Genomic DNA, 16,726 nt, shown 5'->3' with positions numbered 1-16,726 from the left:
CCGTTGAAAATCTACCTGCGTTGTCATCGCTGCGTTAAAAACAGACTCAAAATGCTCATTTACCACTCGTAAACTGCGCTTTTGCCTGTTTTTGCCTTGCGCTGGCTGCCTCGCCTACGTTTTTCAACAGCCTGCTAGCGGGCTGGCTGGACGGTACCCCGGCATTCGCCGAAGCCGATGGAAGCGAAGCCTTCGCGGCGGCAACGCCCGCGCAGGATGATCTCGTCGCCGTCCTCGAGGAACTTGCGCACTTCGCCAGTGGCCAGCTCGACCGGTTTCTTGCCGCCCTCGGTGATCTCCAGCAGGCTGCCGAACTGGCCGCTCTGCGGGCCGGACAGGGTGCCCGAACCGAACAGGTCGCCGGCCTGCAACTGGCAACCGTTGACGCTGTGGTGCGCCACCATCTGCGCCACGGTCCAGTACATGTACTGGCTGTTGCTCAGGGTCAGGCGATGGGCTGGCAAGCCCTGCTCGCGCATGGTCCTGGTCAGCAGCAGCACTTCCAGCTCGATGTCGAAACCACCACTGGCCTGGTCACGCTTGTCCAGCAGGTACGGCAGTGGTTGCGGGTCGCCTTCGGGGCGCGCCGGCTGGGCCTTGCGGAAGGGCTCCAGGGCCTCGGCGGTCACCACCCAGGGCGAGATGCTGGTGATGAAGCTCTTGGACAGGAATGGCCCCAGCGGTTGGTATTCCCAAGCCTGGATATCCCGCGCCGACCAGTCGTTGAGCAGGCAGAAACCGGCGATGTGCTCGGCGGCGTCGCCAATGGCGATCGACTCGCCCAGCTCGTTGCCCTGGCCGATCCAGATCCCCAGTTCCAGCTCGTAGTCCAGGCGCGCGCAAGGACCGAAGGTCGGCTCGCTCTGCCCGGCCGGCAGGGTCTGGCCCTTGGGCCGGCGCACGTCGGCACCGGAGGCGCGGATGGTCGAGGCCCGGCCGTGGTAGCCGATCGGCACGTACTTGTAGTTGGGCAGCAGGGGGTTATCGGGGCGGAACAGCTTGCCGACGTTCTGCGCATGCTCGATGCCCACGTAGAAGTCGGTGTAGTCATTGATCCTGGCCGGCACATGCATCTGGCAATCGGTGGCCTGGGGCAGCAGCTTCGCCCCCAGGGCCTGGATCTTGCCTTGCAGGCTGCTGCCTTCGGCCAGCAGTTCCAGCAAGCGCTCACGCAGGGCCACGCGGGCCGGGCGACCGAGCTGGAAGAAGGCGTTCAACTGGCCACCACGGGTAGCCTCCACCGCGGCCTTGGCCGGGCCTTCGAACAGGCCGGCATCCAGCGCGGCCTCGAGGTCCAGGATCTGCTCGCCGATGGCCACGCCGCTGCGAGGTGCCGAGCCCTGGGTACTGAAGACGCCCAGGGGCAGGTTCTGCAACGGGAAGTCGGGGTGACCGTTGGCAGACTCGACCCAGCTGCGGGTGATGGTGGACAAGGTCATGGGTTATCTCCGATTCGGGTTGAAGGTGACGGGCAGCGAAGCCCAGCAAGCATCGTAGTCGTTCTGCAGTTCGGCGCATTCCAGGGCGAAACGGCTCGGGCGCAGCACCTGGCTGGTCTCGAACATGAAGGCCATGGTGTTGTCGATCTTGGCTGGCTGCAATTGGGCGTTGATCGCCTTGGTGCAGGTCTCGCCATCCGGGCCATGGGCACTCATGCAACTGTGCAGCGAAGCGCCGCCGGGCAGGAAGCCTTCGGCCTTGGCGTCGTAGGCACCCTGGATCAGGCCCATGAACTCGTTCATCAGGTTGCGGTGGAACCATGGTGGACGGAAGGTGTTCTCGGCCACCATCCAGCGCGGCGGGAAGATCACGAAGTCCAGGTTGGCCATGCCCGGTACGCTGGTGGGCGAGGTCAGGACGGTGAAGATCGACGGGTCCGGATGGTCGAAGCTGACGGTGCCGATGGTGTTGAAACGGCGCAGGTCGTATTTGTACGGCACGTTGTTGCCGTGCCAGGCCACCACATCCAGCGGCGAGTGATCCAGCTCGCAGCCCCAGAGCTCACCCAGGTACTTCTGGACCAGGGCGGTGGGCTGGCGCAGGTCTTCGTAATGGGCCACCGGGGCCAGGAAGTCCCGGGGGTTGGCCAGGCCGTTGCTGCCGATCGGCCCCAGGTCGGGCAGGCGCAGCGGCGCGCCATGGTTCTCGGCGATATAACCACGGGCTTGCGGGTCCAACAGCTCGACGCGGAACTTCAGGCCACGCGGCAGCACGGCGATCTCCAGCGGTTCGAGCTCCAGCACGCCCAGTTCGGTGAGGATGCGCAGGCGGCCCAGCTCGGGCACCAGCAGCAACTCGCCGTCGGCGTTGAAGAACACTCGCTCCATGGAGCGGTTGGCGCGGTAGTGATAGACGCTGATGCCGGCCGGTTTCTGCGCCGGCGAGTTGGCCACCATGGCCACCAGGCCATCGATGAAATCCGTAGGCTCCGCCGGGATCGACAACGGGCTCCAACGCAGGCGGTTGGGCGTCACTTGTCCCAGGTCGCCGCCCGCCAACTGGCGTTCGAGACGGGTGAAGGACGGGTGCTTGGCCGAAGGCTGGATGCGGTACATCCAAGTGCGCCGGGCTTCGCTGCGGGTCATGGTGAAGGCCGTGCCGGAGAACAATTCGGCGTACAGGCCGTAGGGGGCCTTCTGCGGGGAGTTCTGGCCGACGGGCAGTGCGCCTGGCAGGGCTTCGCTGGAAAATTCGTTACCGAAGCCGGATTGGTAGCTGAGGGCGGACGCCGAAGAATCGAGGTTCATGGAGCCTCCTGGAAGTTGGAATAGGCAGGGGCCCACCACTCCTTCGCAAGAGTTATCGGCACGCCTGGGTTATTTTTATCGTAATCCAATTACGCATAACGTAATTTGATTGCCCAGGAGCGTCAAGCTATAAAGACCGCCACTTGTCACGGGACCCCTACACCTCCATGGAAAAGCCGCGCAGCACCAGCGACAGCAACGGTAAACAGAAAGTCCGCTCGGCCGAGGTCGGCACCGACATCCTCAAGGCTCTTGCCGAACTCTCGCCGTCCACGTCCCTCTCGCGCCTGGCCGAGCATGTGCAGATGCCTGCGAGCAAAGTCCATCGCTACTTGCAGGCACTGATCGCCAGCGGCTTCGCCGAGCAGAACACCGCCACCAACCACTATGGCCTGGGCCGCGAAGCCTTGCGGGTGGGCCTCGCGGCGCTGGGCAGCATGGATGTGCTGAAAGTCGCCGCCCTGCCCTTGGCCGAGCTGCGCGATGACTTGAACGAAACCTGTTTCCTCGCGGTGTGGGGCAACCAGGGCGCCACCGTGGTGCACATCGAGCCCGCGGTGCGGGCGATGACCGTGGTCACCCAGTTGGGCTCGGTGCTGCCGCTGCTCAGTTCGTCCACCGGGCTGGTGTTCAACGCCTACCTGCCGCTGCGGGAAACCCTCGACCTGCGCCAGGAGGAACTGGCCGAGGCCGACGCCCATCCCCTGGCCGAGAGCCAGGTTCACGATGCCCTGGCCGAGCAGATCCGCCAGCGCGGCCTGCACCACATCCACGGGCTGCTGATGCCCGGGGTCGATGCCCTGTCGGCGCCGGTGTTCGATGCCACCGGCAAGATCGCCGCGGTGCTGACGGTGGTCGGACCGGCCTCGATGTTCCATGCCGACGAAAACGGCCCGGCGGCGCAACGCCTGCTGGCGGCCTGTCGTACGGTGAGCTGGCGCATGGGCTATCAGCCCCAGGTGAAGTAACTAATGGCTAGCGTTCAGCTCATTGAGGCCGGACCTGAGTCATCTTCTGGGTAGGCCGCCCCCCAGCACACATTGGGTCCGTGGTCGTGACTCAGCAAATGGTCTCACGGCTGTGGCGAAACTATCTGGCCGGTTGCTGCGTCTGAATCAAGCGGGTGAGCGGCGCGATCCTGCCACTATTATTGGCGCGCACCCAGGGCAGAATGCTTGCCGTCCCAAAAGCCAGCAAGGGTAGGGCTCCGGTGACTAGGGAAAAATGCTGAAGAAACGAGCGAGGCTCTGGACAACGGAACATCGTGGTAATTGCAAGCAGCATTCGTAAACCAACAACGGGAAATTTTCATACCATACGTTTTTAGATGTAAATGCATCGCTCTCTCCCATACTCAAGCGCGCTCCCCTCCACACGACAAACGTGGAAGTCAGCCTGCACTCCTACAGAGCTCTTGGTATCGCTCAGACAGCTAAAGACTGCCGGTACTTCTCGGCATCCCAACCAAGTAACTCAGCGACTTGAGAAGAGGTGAGCGAACTCAGTTCCTCAAACTCCGACTGTCTGACAAGCACATCGTAATAACAACGCAACTGCACCTGGTGCGATTCAGCGACCGACTCATTTGCAAACACACCATGGCCCGCAATGAAAATATAATGTGGCCTGGTCGAGGTATCTTGTAGAGAAACAAAATCGCTCGCGGCCTCAACAATAGATGCCTCCGCCCCCAAAAATACTATGTGATCCGGGTAAAGCGCCCAAGCGTTTTTCAGCCGGGAAAACAATCTGGAGTTTATTGCTAACTGATTGATCTCTTCATCAACACAACGAACATAACCACTAGGTAAAGACGTCAATTCAAGCGTCGGCGATAGACTATCTCCCGTAGCTTGAATAGCCTTCACTTGCAAATACAAGATTAGTTCTTCGAGCGTCTGCTCAACAGAACGAGTATTTGCACCGCCAATCACAACCCCGTGATTCTTGAGGAAAACAACATCGGCATCAGGATGCATTTCAAGCTGTTCATGAACAGCCCGGGCAAGGTCTGCACCGGGTTTGAAGTAATTGACAAACAACCATTTCAAGGAGCTTCCTAGCCGCGCGCTCAGCTCTTCAAAAGCCGATTCCTTCACCAGATACGCCAGAACTTCAACTGCATGAAGATGCACAACTACATTATGCGGCATCAGACCATGTAGAATTGTTTCAATTGAGGGTCTCAGCGTTGACTGACCAACGACTTTTGGAACCAAGCAGAAGTCACCACTAGAGACTCTCTCGCGTAGGTCAGCTAAATCAACGGAAATGAAAATATCTTCCTTCTCAGCATTTGCCAGCCATGTGCCAGATGCTTTAACCCAAAGTAAATTGTCTTCCTTCCAAGAAGCATTCCCTCCTGCCCCCTGGACTAGCAATGGGTCTTCGCCTACTCGAGCGCAATATGCTTTCACCTGCTCAGCCATCGATAACATTGACATCCTCACTTCTCTCCAGAAATTCAACAACTCCAAGGCCAAAGTGCATCTTATTCGCAACCCCAGCCTTGATAACTATAGGTATACATTGAGGCAACCAAACCCCTCATAAAGACCTAAGCCATCTATTGATGAGCAGCCGAAGTCAAATCACTCCTGAAAAACAGAACCTTATCTCTACCACCTGAAACTATCCTTTCCTCCCTATAACCATGATCAAGCGGCCGAAAGGAATAATCTTTCTCGAATACCGAACATCCTTGTACGCAGACTATTGCGTCGGGTTTCAAAAAATCGATCAAAGAGCCTCCATCCGGTGCAACTTCCTTTCTATTTACACCTTGATGAATGTGCGCCCACGTATCAATCTCCGAGATTCTTCCCACCTCCAGATTCCGCACCGAAATATAGCTATCACCCGACACAAGAATAGACTCAGGCTTATAGTCCGCTACTTTCTCGGCGACTTCAGCATCGAGCGATAGTCTTTCCCTATACTCCTCCAACCAATGACTAGTCGCGACATCCGTTGAGATTAAACATATCAATACAACTGCAAGCCCAGAAATGACCACTGGATTTATTTTTTGATAGAACATCGCCGCCGCGGGTATGAAAAGAACCATCCCAACAGCAGTATTTCCGATGTTCCCGCCATAGTTCATTGCCCCAGAAAAACAGGCGAGAAACCAAAAAATAGCGGGAATTAGTAAAACAGCTCCATTACTAACAAGAGCCGCCAGTCTTTCCTTGAAGGAATTAAAACCCAAAACAGCTAAAGCAAAAAAAACGACTCCGAATACTTCGAGAAAAAGCTGGAGATGCTCTTTATCTACAACAGATACCCTACCTCTTCCCACATGAGATAAAACCGCGTAAAAAAGACCTCCTTCGACACTTATAGCAATCCCTAATCCCAGGATTCCTCCCAAGCATATGTACGTAAAATCCTTGATCTTTTCGAAATATGAGCCGTGCTTCAAGAAGCTTACCAATGACAAACCAAACATCGGCGCGACGATCTGCTGTTTAAACAGCAATGAAATAGCCAGCAGAGAAACTACCAGAACTGCCCTATTCACTCCTCGCTCAAGCTTTAGAAGTGCTAAAGATCCCGCAACAAAAAACACAAGCGATATAGCATCTGGCTTGAACTCCTTTGCATAATCAAGCCAAGAAGGAAGAAAGAAATAAGAAACCGCGACCGAAAATACAAAGAAGCGGGCAAGAGGCCAACTCCCTCCTCCACTTCTGTACAAGAAGAACAATAAGTAAAGCAGAAAAACCACACATGCAGACGCAGCGAACAACAGCATCTCGACCTGATAACCGCCAAACGTTCGAGTGAGAGCAGCTAAAAATGATACACCTGGAAAGTAAGGCGTCGAAGGCTTGAACCAGTCTATAGAGCCTTGGCTATAACCAAATTTACCTGATAGTTGATCTGCCATGGCAATGGCCTCATAAAGGTCCCATCGCCCACCTTTAGCAATCCCCTGCGTAAAAAGGGAAAAGAGAAATAGCCCGCCTACGATCCATGCCAGAATGCCAATATGTTTCTGTAGAAAGCAGGCAGCCCGCTCCAAGCCCCGCGTAATGCGGCTTTGCGAAATACCCATTATCTTGCCAGCCTCCGAACAACCTCTCTAAGTTGTGAAAACTCTGCAAAACTCGCATCTGGAAGGCAATCCCGCTCCCCTTCAACTACACCTTTGTGTATTTTCTGAATGGTAGTGGCCTTGATTTGCTCTTTAGCACCACGAATGTCATTTATTGGGTTATCTCCAATCATCCAAATACAGTCACCCTTTGGCCTGATTTTTTCCAACGCAATCTGAAAAGGAGCTTCGTGCGGTTTGTCAAAACCGGCTTCTTCACTGGTGACAATGTAATCAAAACAGTGATCAAGCCCAAAATACACAACTTTCCTGAACTGTATTTGCGCAGTCAGATCGGTGACGATCGCGACGGGAATTCCCAGAAGCCGAATATCGTCCAATAGTTCTTTTACGTCATCGAACAAAATGGCATTACTTAGAAAAGTTCTCCAATAAGTCTGCTCGAAGTCCAAGGCTAGAAGTACCTGAGACCCCAAGCCCATGATCTCTAGCATCCGTTGAAGGTAAAGCAGCCGGCTATGGGAAGACGCAGTGTGCTTTAAACGTGCCTTAACTTGCCCCCTAGCCTGATCAAAAGCCTTATCAAACTCTTCCGGCAGAATAGAAAACATCTCTACAACTTTATTCCGAACTGCCGCTTGGGCAGCCGCGTGCGCCGGATCATAAGGATATAGAGTATTATCCGTATCGAACAAAATAGCATCAGGCAGGCGGGCAAACCGCTCTTGATTATTTATTTTCATTATATAAATCGCTTTGTAAGTGCTTGGCCAATATGTGACAGGGTGATCAACTGCATCAAACCGACCATGCCATCCTGCCACTCAGGTGAGATATCTAGAAACTCAAGGACGTGAGGACTAAGCATACTTGCGGCAAATTCCATATCTGCTGCAGATGATTCCCCCTCTATCGTCATTTGAACTTCTGCTCCATCACTACTGACGTCCATATCAACATGCAGCCCACAAACACCGACTAAAATCCGGTTCAACCAAAGCTCATTGAAACCATGTCGTGTTTTAACCATCAATTTTAAGCGCAAGGGGCGCTCGTCATCAAAGCTCTCGAGCATCCGAGGATGAATCGGTTGTAATGCAAATATCAGATCGGCATGACTCGATTGAGGTCGAATGAACCGTTCGGAGTCAGGCTCTCTTTTATCAAAAGAAGATAGTACCCGCTCAATAGTATGACCTCGCTGATGCACATCCCGCTTCAACTTGAAGTAGCGCCGCAAGCCTTCGTCAATATCAAGATAAATTTTCAGATTGCAGCAATCTCTGAGGATCGGCATATACAGCGCATGCAAACCACTGGCCAGGATAAAATCGTTGCTGGCAATTCGAAACGGCTTACTCATTTTTCCTGTTTGATGGTCGTAATGCCTGGACTGGATGAGCTTCCCGTCGGTCAAGGATACAAGGTCACTGCAGAAGCCTTCCAAATCGTTGGCCATGGGATTGAGATGAGTCATCACCTGCCATATCGGCTTCTGTCTGTCCCAGAGGTGATAATCGTCACCAGAAAGCTTCACGACTGAGTGGGCTCCGAAAAGACCTGTAATTGCATCAGCAAAGGTATCTTTACCAGCTCCGGAGTCGCCCGCCACTCCTATGACAAAAGGCTTACGACTTAATCTGAAGAAGTCATTGCGGGTAACTGCTTCACGCAGTATCCGGATAGCCAATACCATGCCAATCGCCACCATGGCGGTATGCAGCAGTGAGGCTGCCATATTTTCCGAATGCCCTGTCACATGGAGCATTTGACTCAAATCGAAACTGCCCCCATTGAAGAACAATAGTGGTGTGACAAGAAGGGTACTTATTACATATAAAGCAGAAAACCCCCCTATCAACAGCATAGAGAGACGCCCACTCGTAGCTTGGTTAAGAACAAGAAACGGCAAGCTCCACACGAACCATCCAGGAGAGGCAGGAACCATCAATACAATCAGAAAAAAGGACATTCCCACAATTATCTGAAATAGATCAAAGTTAAGACGCCTAACTCGCCATACCAGATACAACATAACCAGGTAAATCAACGGAACTATATAAATAGAGACTCCGCCACCCAAATTCAGTGCTATTCGATAAACCTTTCCCATTTCTGGATTTCCGAACAACATCTGAATACCGGCGTCAGAAAAAGCAAATGGAACACCAAGAATCAATGCACAACCAGCGAACCCAAAAAAGAACTTTAAAATATGCTGCCGCAAAGCTTTATTGTTGTACAGATAGATCATAAATATCGGCAGTGCGACGATCATGCTCAATTTAGCGGAAATAGCCGCTGCACAAAAAACCCCAGCCTTCTTTAGCTCGACTTTCCGGACAAACAATATTGACAGCGTCAAAAACAAAGCAGGAACAAGGTCATTCAGCCCTAGCATGTAACTCGCAAGAATGACGATCGGTGAAAGCCAATAGGCGACAAGTAAAAGCCGATGGCGCCCAGGCAGGAGATTATGCAATGTAATGAACAGGCAGAAATCGGCAATGAGCAATGTCAACTCGTAGCCATACTGCAGAGGAATACCAATTAGTTTGCTGACAAATACCATCGGCAAAAAAACCAGCCACATCGCATATCCATAAGGAAAGGCTCCCGCTTCTCCCCCACCCGCGACCCATACTGACCAAGGATCGATAGTCAATGACGTAGTGCTGTCACCCAAGAATGGAACATACCAGTCGGAGACTGCAAGAGGAGCCATAGTGGCTATGAGAGCTAAACGAATTGCAAGTCCCAGGAAAAATAATGGATGCCAACACATTTTTCTCATTGTGTAACTACCAGACTTTCCCAAATATCAAGGCGCTTCGTACAAACCGCATCCGGCACAATAGCCAGCGCATTCATAACTTTTACCAAGGCAGGAATTTCCGTCTCGGCATCACGCCCTTGCAATTCTGGAGAAACTATACAGAGTTTGAACCCAGCACTCTTGAGACGTACAGCATCAGCCTCACTTAGCGGAAACTTGGTGAAACAGTCGACCCAAACCCAACGCACTACTCCTGCCAAGCTTAATGCTGTCTCGATCGACTCAAACTCTGATACCCGTACAGCGCAGCGATGTTCGCACTTGCCCGACCACCTGATGAGAAAAGGAAAAGACTGATCCAAAAAAAAGTACTCTTCAATACCTTTCGATGCCATGAGATCAATCAAGCGCCCCTCGAGCCCTTCCTCTTTGACATTGAGAATCAAGGTTCCATGCTTGTAAGAATCCAGCCACTTTTCAAAGCACTCACCAACAACAAATGGATCATGATGTATAATAAGCTCATGGCCACTGCTGCGAATATCCACTTCAACGCCATATTTTCTATCAGTTGCCTGTAATTCAGCGATAGTATTACGGCGATGAGAAATTAGTTTCACTTTGAAAGCTTCCTTTTTAATTCAAGACTAAAACCAATGGTTCTTTTAATGAACTTCCACTTCGCCGCCCAATTCACATTCCAGTGCGAAACACCATGCGCTCGCTCGCTGAATCTCACAGGGAATCGACAAATTTTCAGTTTCTGCAGTCGGGCATGATGATAGACATAGAGGTCCAAGGAGAAGTCATCAGGAGTCGCACTCCACCTGCTAAAAAAATCCCGAGAGAACATTGTCGGCTGGGCATTTATATCCCACATCGGTTTAGTCAATAGAACCGTTTCAAAAAGGCTCATACCGATAGTGAAGACGACATCCATGAAGGGACGCCCATAACGCCGCCCCTTCACAAATATATTATCGCCATACTTCTCAAACAGAAGCAGTCCTCTAAGTGCATCTTGCGGATCGGTTTGCATGTCTGCGTGCGTCCAACCTAAAATTTGCCCTTTGGCAGCCTTCAAGCCGGACACAATTCCAAAACCATACCCTTTGTTGTTTTCGACACGAATGCTTCGGCAACCTGGATACTGAGGAAGCAACTTGGCGAGAACATCAGGAGTGCTATCCGTGGAGCCGTTATCGACTAAAATCACTTCAACATCCGAACCAGACACCACTTCCTTACAACGTTCAAGCAATAGAGGCAAATTTGCTGCCTCATTATAACAAGGGATAACAAGTGAAAGCCTCATTGAAGCTCCGAAGCAGTACGAGCTCTGAATACAAAAATCTTCATACCCAGAAAATTAAGTCCAGCAGAAACCCCTGTCGCAACAAGAAAAGCCAGCAGGACGGGGGCAGATATATTGGAGAACCACTTCAATGCCAGATAGTTGACTAGGACATTAGCCCCGAGAGTACTGGCATACAAAATTGCAAAGCGCCAGATACTACCAGGCACATGAGGCTTATAACCGAATGTCCAATAGCGGTTGGCAAAGTAGGCAAACAATGCGCCACTCAGAAAACCTACCGTTTTTGCGATATTTACATCGAGCCCAAGCAAAGCGTGGTAACTGAAAAAATCGATCAGGACACTCAAGATACCAACAACTAGAAACACACCTAGCTCACGCTTGATCATGCATGCCTCTTTGGCAACTCAGGCACCATCTTTTGATACTTTTCCTCAAGCACACTAACTTGCTCTCGTGGAACTCGTCGATCCTGCTCCAAACGGTAGGAGTGACCAGCCCATTTATGGAAGCAGGATTGCCAATACTCAAATGTACGCAAATCATTTGGCGTACCCCAGCACAGGTAACTGCTCACTTCGAAGAGGTGACAGCGCATGCCCAACTCAATTGCATCATTAATCAAGGAGTCTATGTAGAACTCACCATTGACTCGACCTTCGCGGGCAATGAGCCGTTCTAAGGCACGATGAAAATACTCTGCCTTACGGAAGGTAAACGTCCCCAAGACAATGGGGTCAACCGTAGGCTTATCTAATGGAGCCTTGACAGATATCGAGTGAATCAAGCTGCCCTCGGCCTCGATCCATCCAAACATCTTTGGGTGACGGCAAGCATTAGGATAACCTCGAACGCCCCAGACTATAATGTCTACTGACGGATCACTGACAAGCCTGTTGAATTCATCGGCGCTGTAAAGCGCACCATTGTCACAAGCACCTATCGTGATCGGGCCAGGCACTTCCCCCCCTCTATACTCCAATCCGTCTAACCCCATCGATGCTGTGCAGGCTTGTCCTTCAGTCACATGATCAATGGTTTTTATGTTCGCGCTTGGATAGAGTTCTCTTAGCTCATGAGCCAGCCCCTCATATCCCACCATATCCTTGCGCAATACAAAGACATGCTGTTCGGCAGGCGGTAAGTCATGAGTCGCCTGGACGACCATTGGCACTCCAGAAACGGGAATGAGTGGCTTGGTCTGCACATATCCTTCATTAACAAAACGTTGCCCCAGGCCTGCCATGGGAATGACCAGAGTTCCTTGTGGCACCGTACTGTTTACGGGCTGAGTGGCCAATTCCTTGAAGGCACTCGACCAAACATTGTATTCAGCAACGTCTTCCGGTGTCCCCCATTGCATGAAGTGCTGAAGTGGGTAAACGACTACAGGCTCTTTACCATTAAAAAGTGACTTGTAGGCGAGGCTGACATAATATTCACCGCCAATATTCAGATCCTGCTCCACCACAAAGCGAAATGCATCAAGCATCACTTGCGCTGAAGAGAAATAATAAGTACCACTGGAGGCATATTCCTCCATTCGATTGCTTGTATAGGGTTGCTTTTCCTGAATATCGTGAACCCAACCATCTACTTCACGTATATAAGCGTAGTTCGTGCTGCCTAGTGAGTGCGGATGAAACCCTTTATAAGCGGGTATAGCCCCTACACAAGCAGTGTCAACGACGTATTGCTGAAAGTGATGCCAATCCCAATAACAAGTGAAATCACAGTAATTGACCACCACAGGCTCGTTAGGGTCAAGCAGATGTTCTATCTGGCGTACAGCATTGATCGGGCCAAGTTTGTGAGGTGCAATCCCGACTATTCGCCCTGAAGGACAGAACTCCTTCAGAATGTCTTTCATGCGATAAGCGGGCTCATCTAGATGCTCTTGGTTACAAATGAAGATGAAATTCAATTCGCCAGGAAACATATCTATGACATGGGCCACGATGGGCTTTCCATCGACTTCAATCAATGGCTTGGGGATAGAGTATCCGGCATTACGAAATCGCTCTCCAAAGCCCGACATCGGAACTACAATTTGCACAAAATATCCGCCCTATTGGTTTACCTTGGCTTTGTCAAGTCAAGCGGCCACTCCACCCCTGGCCTCTTAAGCCTGCGAGTTTAATCTGTCAACGTTGGAAGGTCGATAAGATCTACTGCACATTCCGGTTACCTCGCGCCTAAGGCGAAACTCCGCTCAGCCGTACGGTAAACGGCCTATGACTCAGCGGGCGGCCATTAGCGTCTGACAACCATCAAACAGCCCATTCCCTCTTGTCTTACTGTGCGCGGGGAGCTTCCCCAAGAGTTCGTTAAAACCACTGCTGTCTTCTGGTCAGTGCGCTCAGCAGGCCATGGAAAGTGCAGCTTCAAATGCCTGCCACTTAGTGCAACGCGCCGGAGAGCAAGGCGACTGGGGCCCGGCTCTACTGGTCGCGATAGCCCACGCACGCCCTGTGCCCCATTACATAGCCACGACCATCGTGGTGCCCCTCCAAGGCCACCAGCCTGCGGTCTTCGTCGATCTACCGCGAGAGTGTCCACGGGCATCGATACAAGGCTCATAACCAAGGCGAGCATCAATGCACACTATTGCTCTGGCTGTAACAGTCCTTGTCCTGAATCGCTATTTTTCCGGGGTCGGCCAGGGCTTATTCTTCTTTCGCAGTCACGGCAAACAGCCTGGCTCCACCACCGAGACAAGTGCTGTGCAGGGCTTCTCGGCAACCGATTCCGGCAGGCTTGAAGCGACTCGATCCAAGCCGCCCACCCAGGTTCACTGACGTTGATTTTGTAGCTCCTTGATCTAACGTCTTACTTCGGCCGCTGCTCTTGCAGCGGCCTTTTTTATGCCTGGGAAAATGGCCGGGCAGGACGCCCGTGAAGGGTAGTTGCGGCCGCCGCTCCAGGGCTCGGACATGGCCCGGGAGAAAGCGTTCGAAGCGGCGGCCGGACGCAATCAGATCGCGTACTTTTGCAGGTTCTGCATCATCTCCTTGAGGGCCTCGAGGTTGTCCTTGGGATGGACCGCGCCGTCGAAATCGCAGATCTCTCGCCAATGGGCCGCGACATCCTCCGGCGAGAAACCCTGGCGCGGATCGAAGCCGGCGCCCAGGCTGCGCTCCCAGCGCACCTTGCCGATCCAGCCGCCACCGACCTCGAACAAGCCGGAGGTTTCCTGGCACTGCTCGCTGCCCAGGTACACCACCAGCGGGCTGACCAGTTCCGGCTTGAGCTGCTCGAACACCTGGGGCGGGATCAGGCCCTCGGTCATCCGCGTGCCGCCGGTGGGGGCAATGGCGTTGACCAGGATATTGCTCTTGCGCCCTTCCAGCGCCAGGGTCCGGGTCAGGCCATATAACCCCAGCTTGGCCATGCCGTAGTTGGACTGGCCGAAGTTGCCGTAGATGCCCGAAGTGGAGGCGGTGAAGATCACCCGCCCATAAGCCTGCTCGCGCAGGTGCGGCCAGGCGGCGCGGGTGACCTTGTAGGCCCCCTCGACGTGCACCTGGTACACCAGGTCCCAGTCGGTGTCGTCCATCTTGTGGAAGGTCTTGTCCCGCAGGATTCCGGCGTTGTTGACCACCACGTCGACCCGGCCGAAGACATCCAGGGCGTTCTGCACGATCTTCTCGCCGTCGGTCACCGAGTCGTGGTTGGCTTCGGCGATGCCGCCCGCCTCGCGGATCTGCGCGACTACCCGATCGGCCGCCGAGGCACTGGCGCCCTCGCCCTGGGCCGAACCACCCAGGTCATTGACCAGCACCTTGGCGCCGTGGCGGGCGAACAACAAGGCGTGGGCGCGCCCCAGGCCACCACCGGCCCCGGTGATGATCACCACTTTGTCTTCCAAGCGCACAGACTCACTCATACCGAACTCCAGCAGGGCCAATGGACAAGAATCCGAGTGTCGGCCAGCCGGCCGGGGCCTACAACGAACAGGGCCGCAGCTGAATGGTGCGCGATAAGACAGCGGGATAGTCGAGCCGGGGCCGCAGCGAGGCTGTGCCCCGCAGGGTTCAGGAGCCTACGGCGCGGCTGACCGGAGCCTGTAGTGCATCGCGAAAGGCCAGGTAGTGCTTGAGCACCGCCCGCGGCGCCTCGATCTGCGGGTAATGACCGATGCCCGGCAGCAGCACGGTGTCCGGCTGCGGGATCAGTTGGCGATAGCGCTCGACCATATGCGCCCCGGAGATCGGGTCCTGGGCGCCATCGATCACCCGCAGCGGCACCTCGCCGTGCTGCATGGCCGCGACCCAGCGCTCGCGCTGCTGGCGCCGCTGCGGGATGTAGCCGATCAACTTGTGCAGGATGCGCGGCCCCTGGTTGCTCTGCACCAGGCTCCAGAAGTCGTCCAGCACCGTTTCGCTGGGCTGGCTCTGCGGACCGAACACCTGCTGCAGGTTCCTGGCCAGGCCCTCGCGACTGAACACGCGCCCGAGCATCCAGCCCAATGGGCTGAGCAGCAGTTTCTGGCTCAGCACCGGACGATGGGTTTCCGGGAACAGGCCGCCATTGAGGAACACGCAACTGGCGATCTCGATGCGCTCCTCGTAATGCCGGGCCAGCAGTTCCTGGGCGACGCTGTCGCCATAGTCATGGGCCAGCACGTGCAGCGGCCCCGCGATCCCCAGATGCGCCAACAGCGCCTGCTGCAGGTCCGCCTGTTCCAGCAGGCTGTAGTCGTGATCCAGGGGCTTGGCCGAATCACCGAAGCCGAGCATGTCGCAGGCGATCACCTGGTAGCGCCGCGCCAGGGGTTGCCACAGGTAGTGCCAGTCCCAGCTGGCGGTGGGAAAGCCATGGATCAGCAACAGCGGCTCGCCCTGCCCGGCCACCCAGTAACGAACGGCCTGGCCGCGAAACTGCAAGTCCTGCCCATGGGTGCGCCAGACACTCAGGGGAATCTCGGCGAGAGGCATCAGGCTTTGTACCCCGGGTCGAGTTGCTCGAGCTTGCGCAGCAGGGCCGGCCAGGCCAACACCCCGCCCATGCCCTGGGCGCTGCGGGTGACCCCGGCGATCATCGCCTTGGCTCCGCTGAGCACCGGCGCGGGAATGGCGATCAGCTCGGCACCGCCGTTCTGCGCCAGCACCTGGATTTCACAGGCACGCTGGAAGATGAACATCATCAGGAAAGTGTCGGCGATGCTCGCACCACAGGTCAGCAGGCCGTGGTTGTGCAGCATCAGGAAATTGTTGTCGCCCAGGTCAGCCTGCAGCCGGGCCTTCTCCTCGGGGTTCAGGGCCACGCCCTCGTAGGGGTGGTAGCCGAGGCTGGCAAGGACGAACAGCGACTGCTGGCTGATGGGCAACACGCCCTGCCGCTGCGCCGACACCGCCACGCCCGCCGCGGTGTGGGTATGCAGCACGCAAAGCACATCGTGGCGCACCGCATGGACCGCGCTGTGGATGGTGTAGCCCGCCGGGTTGATCTCGTAGGGGCTGTCCATCAGCTTGTTGCCGGCCTGGTCGACCTTCACCAGGCTGGATGCGGTGATCTCATGGAACATCATGCCGAACGGGTTGATCAGGAACTCGTCGGTGCCCGGCACCTTGGCCGAGATGTGGGTGAAGATCAGGTCATCCCAGCCATGCATCGCCACCAGGCGATAACAGGCGGCCAGGTCCAGGCGGGTTTGCCATTCCAGGGCGCTGACCTGGTCCTTGACACTCGCAGTGGATTGAACGGGGGCTAGGCTCACGGCTGGGACCTCATGTTGGCTTTTATTGGAAGGAGGACCCTCGGAGTCTAGACACCCCTGGCGCACCACGGAGTCGCCTTGGCAGCCAGCTTGATGGCCGAGCGGG

At 54.6% G+C, this 16,726-nt stretch carries 14 protein-coding genes; 1 reads left to right on the top strand and 13 read right to left on the bottom strand.

All coding sequences use genetic code 11. From position 1 onward, the window contains the following. Positions 1-134: 134 nt before the first annotated feature. Positions 135-1,439: a fumarylacetoacetase gene (fahA, locus tag GDH07_RS03235; protein WP_022642372.1), complete on the bottom strand. Its 1,305-nt coding sequence runs from the start codon at positions 1,437-1,439 to the stop codon at positions 135-137. A 3-nt stretch (positions 1,440-1,442) separates the two neighbouring features. Then, positions 1,443-2,747 carry a homogentisate 1,2-dioxygenase gene (gene hmgA, locus GDH07_RS03230; protein WP_022642371.1) on the bottom strand — a complete coding sequence of 435 codons (1,305 nt, stop codon included), beginning with the start codon at positions 2,745-2,747 and terminating at the stop codon, positions 1,443-1,445. 167 nt (positions 2,748-2,914) lie between these two features. On the opposite strand from hmgA, the gene GDH07_RS03225 reads away from it, so the two are divergent. Beyond that, positions 2,915-3,715: an IclR family transcriptional regulator gene (locus GDH07_RS03225; protein WP_152897300.1), complete on the top strand. Its 801-nt coding sequence runs from the start codon at positions 2,915-2,917 to the stop codon at positions 3,713-3,715. A 456-nt stretch (positions 3,716-4,171) separates the two neighbouring features. Here GDH07_RS03225 and GDH07_RS03220 read toward each other — a convergent pair whose 3' ends face one another. From GDH07_RS03220 to GDH07_RS03170, 11 genes are all read right to left on the bottom strand, one after another. Then, a complete protein-coding gene (locus GDH07_RS03220) occupies positions 4,172-5,191 on the bottom strand; it encodes a class II aldolase/adducin family protein (RefSeq protein ID WP_152896665.1) in 1,020 nt (339 codons plus the stop codon). Positions 5,192-5,313: 122 nt separating this feature from the next. Beyond that, the gene (locus GDH07_RS03215) at positions 5,314-6,807 is read right to left on the bottom strand and encodes a hypothetical protein (RefSeq protein WP_152896664.1); all 1,494 of its coding nucleotides are present in this window, start codon (positions 6,805-6,807) and stop codon (positions 5,314-5,316) included. After that, positions 6,807-7,550 (bottom strand): HAD family hydrolase, encoded by a 744-nt coding sequence (locus tag GDH07_RS03210; RefSeq protein WP_152896663.1) that lies wholly within the window; start codon positions 7,548-7,550, stop codon positions 6,807-6,809. The genes GDH07_RS03215 and GDH07_RS03210 overlap by 1 nt, the downstream gene beginning before the upstream one ends. Further along, positions 7,550-9,472 (bottom strand): nucleoside/nucleotide kinase family protein, encoded by a 1,923-nt coding sequence (locus GDH07_RS03205; RefSeq protein WP_218584726.1) that lies wholly within the window; start codon positions 9,470-9,472, stop codon positions 7,550-7,552. The genes GDH07_RS03210 and GDH07_RS03205 overlap by 1 nt, the downstream gene beginning before the upstream one ends. 125 nt (positions 9,473-9,597) lie before the next feature. Further along, complete coding sequence (locus tag GDH07_RS03200; RefSeq protein WP_218584725.1) at positions 9,598-10,203, bottom strand: phosphatidylinositol-specific phospholipase C/glycerophosphodiester phosphodiesterase family protein; 606 nt, start codon at positions 10,201-10,203, stop codon at positions 9,598-9,600. After that, positions 10,200-10,898, bottom strand: coding sequence for a glycosyltransferase family 2 protein (locus GDH07_RS03195; RefSeq protein ID WP_152896661.1), 699 nt, complete (start codon positions 10,896-10,898; stop codon positions 10,200-10,202). The genes GDH07_RS03200 and GDH07_RS03195 overlap by 4 nt, the downstream gene beginning before the upstream one ends. Next, positions 10,895-11,290 (bottom strand): GtrA family protein, encoded by a 396-nt coding sequence (locus GDH07_RS03190; RefSeq protein ID WP_152896660.1) that lies wholly within the window; start codon positions 11,288-11,290, stop codon positions 10,895-10,897. The genes GDH07_RS03195 and GDH07_RS03190 overlap by 4 nt, the downstream gene beginning before the upstream one ends. Further along, positions 11,287-12,957 (bottom strand): sugar phosphate nucleotidyltransferase, encoded by a 1,671-nt coding sequence (locus GDH07_RS03185; RefSeq protein WP_218584724.1) that lies wholly within the window; start codon positions 12,955-12,957, stop codon positions 11,287-11,289. Before GDH07_RS03185 ends, GDH07_RS03190 begins: the two co-directional genes overlap by 4 nt. Before the next feature lie 918 nt (positions 12,958-13,875). After that, complete coding sequence (locus GDH07_RS03180; RefSeq protein WP_022642369.1) at positions 13,876-14,787, bottom strand: SDR family oxidoreductase; 912 nt, start codon at positions 14,785-14,787, stop codon at positions 13,876-13,878. Between the two features lie 148 nt (positions 14,788-14,935). Beyond that, positions 14,936-15,838, bottom strand: coding sequence for an alpha/beta fold hydrolase (locus GDH07_RS03175; protein ID WP_152896659.1), 903 nt, complete (start codon positions 15,836-15,838; stop codon positions 14,936-14,938). Next, positions 15,838-16,620, bottom strand: coding sequence for a class II aldolase/adducin family protein (locus GDH07_RS03170; protein ID WP_022642367.1), 783 nt, complete (start codon positions 16,618-16,620; stop codon positions 15,838-15,840). The genes GDH07_RS03175 and GDH07_RS03170 overlap by 1 nt, the downstream gene beginning before the upstream one ends. Between the last annotated feature and the right edge of the window lie 106 nt (positions 16,621-16,726).

Origin of the sequence: Pseudomonas piscis (assembly GCF_009380155.1) — a bacterium.
In the GTDB taxonomy this organism is placed as follows: domain Bacteria; phylum Pseudomonadota; class Gammaproteobacteria; order Pseudomonadales; family Pseudomonadaceae; genus Aquipseudomonas; species Aquipseudomonas piscis.
The sequence above is the reverse complement of the archived record's forward strand: the minus strand, read 5'-3'. Positions and strand labels throughout refer to the sequence as shown.

Bases quoted from the DNA above. Each gene is read 5' to 3' on its own strand.
- fahA (WP_022642372.1), bottom strand. From the start codon at position 1,439: ATGACCTTGTCCACCATCACCCGCAGCTGGGTCGAGTCTGCCAACGGT.
- hmgA (WP_022642371.1), bottom strand. From the start codon at position 2,747: ATGAACCTCGATTCTTCGGCGTCCGCCCTCAGCTACCAATCCGGCTTC.
- GDH07_RS03225 (WP_152897300.1), top strand. From the start codon at position 2,915: ATGGAAAAGCCGCGCAGCACCAGCGACAGCAACGGTAAACAGAAAGTC.
- GDH07_RS03220 (WP_152896665.1), bottom strand. From the start codon at position 5,191: ATGTCAATGTTATCGATGGCTGAGCAGGTGAAAGCATATTGCGCTCGA.
- GDH07_RS03215 (WP_152896664.1), bottom strand. From the start codon at position 6,807: ATGGGTATTTCGCAAAGCCGCATTACGCGGGGCTTGGAGCGGGCTGCC.
- GDH07_RS03210 (WP_152896663.1), bottom strand. From the start codon at position 7,550: ATGAAAATAAATAATCAAGAGCGGTTTGCCCGCCTGCCTGATGCTATT.
- GDH07_RS03195 (WP_152896661.1), bottom strand. From the start codon at position 10,898: ATGAGGCTTTCACTTGTTATCCCTTGTTATAATGAGGCAGCAAATTTG.
- GDH07_RS03190 (WP_152896660.1), bottom strand. From the start codon at position 11,290: ATGATCAAGCGTGAGCTAGGTGTGTTTCTAGTTGTTGGTATCTTGAGT.
- GDH07_RS03180 (WP_022642369.1), bottom strand. From the start codon at position 14,787: ATGAGTGAGTCTGTGCGCTTGGAAGACAAAGTGGTGATCATCACCGGG.
- GDH07_RS03175 (WP_152896659.1), bottom strand. From the start codon at position 15,838: ATGCCTCTCGCCGAGATTCCCCTGAGTGTCTGGCGCACCCATGGGCAG.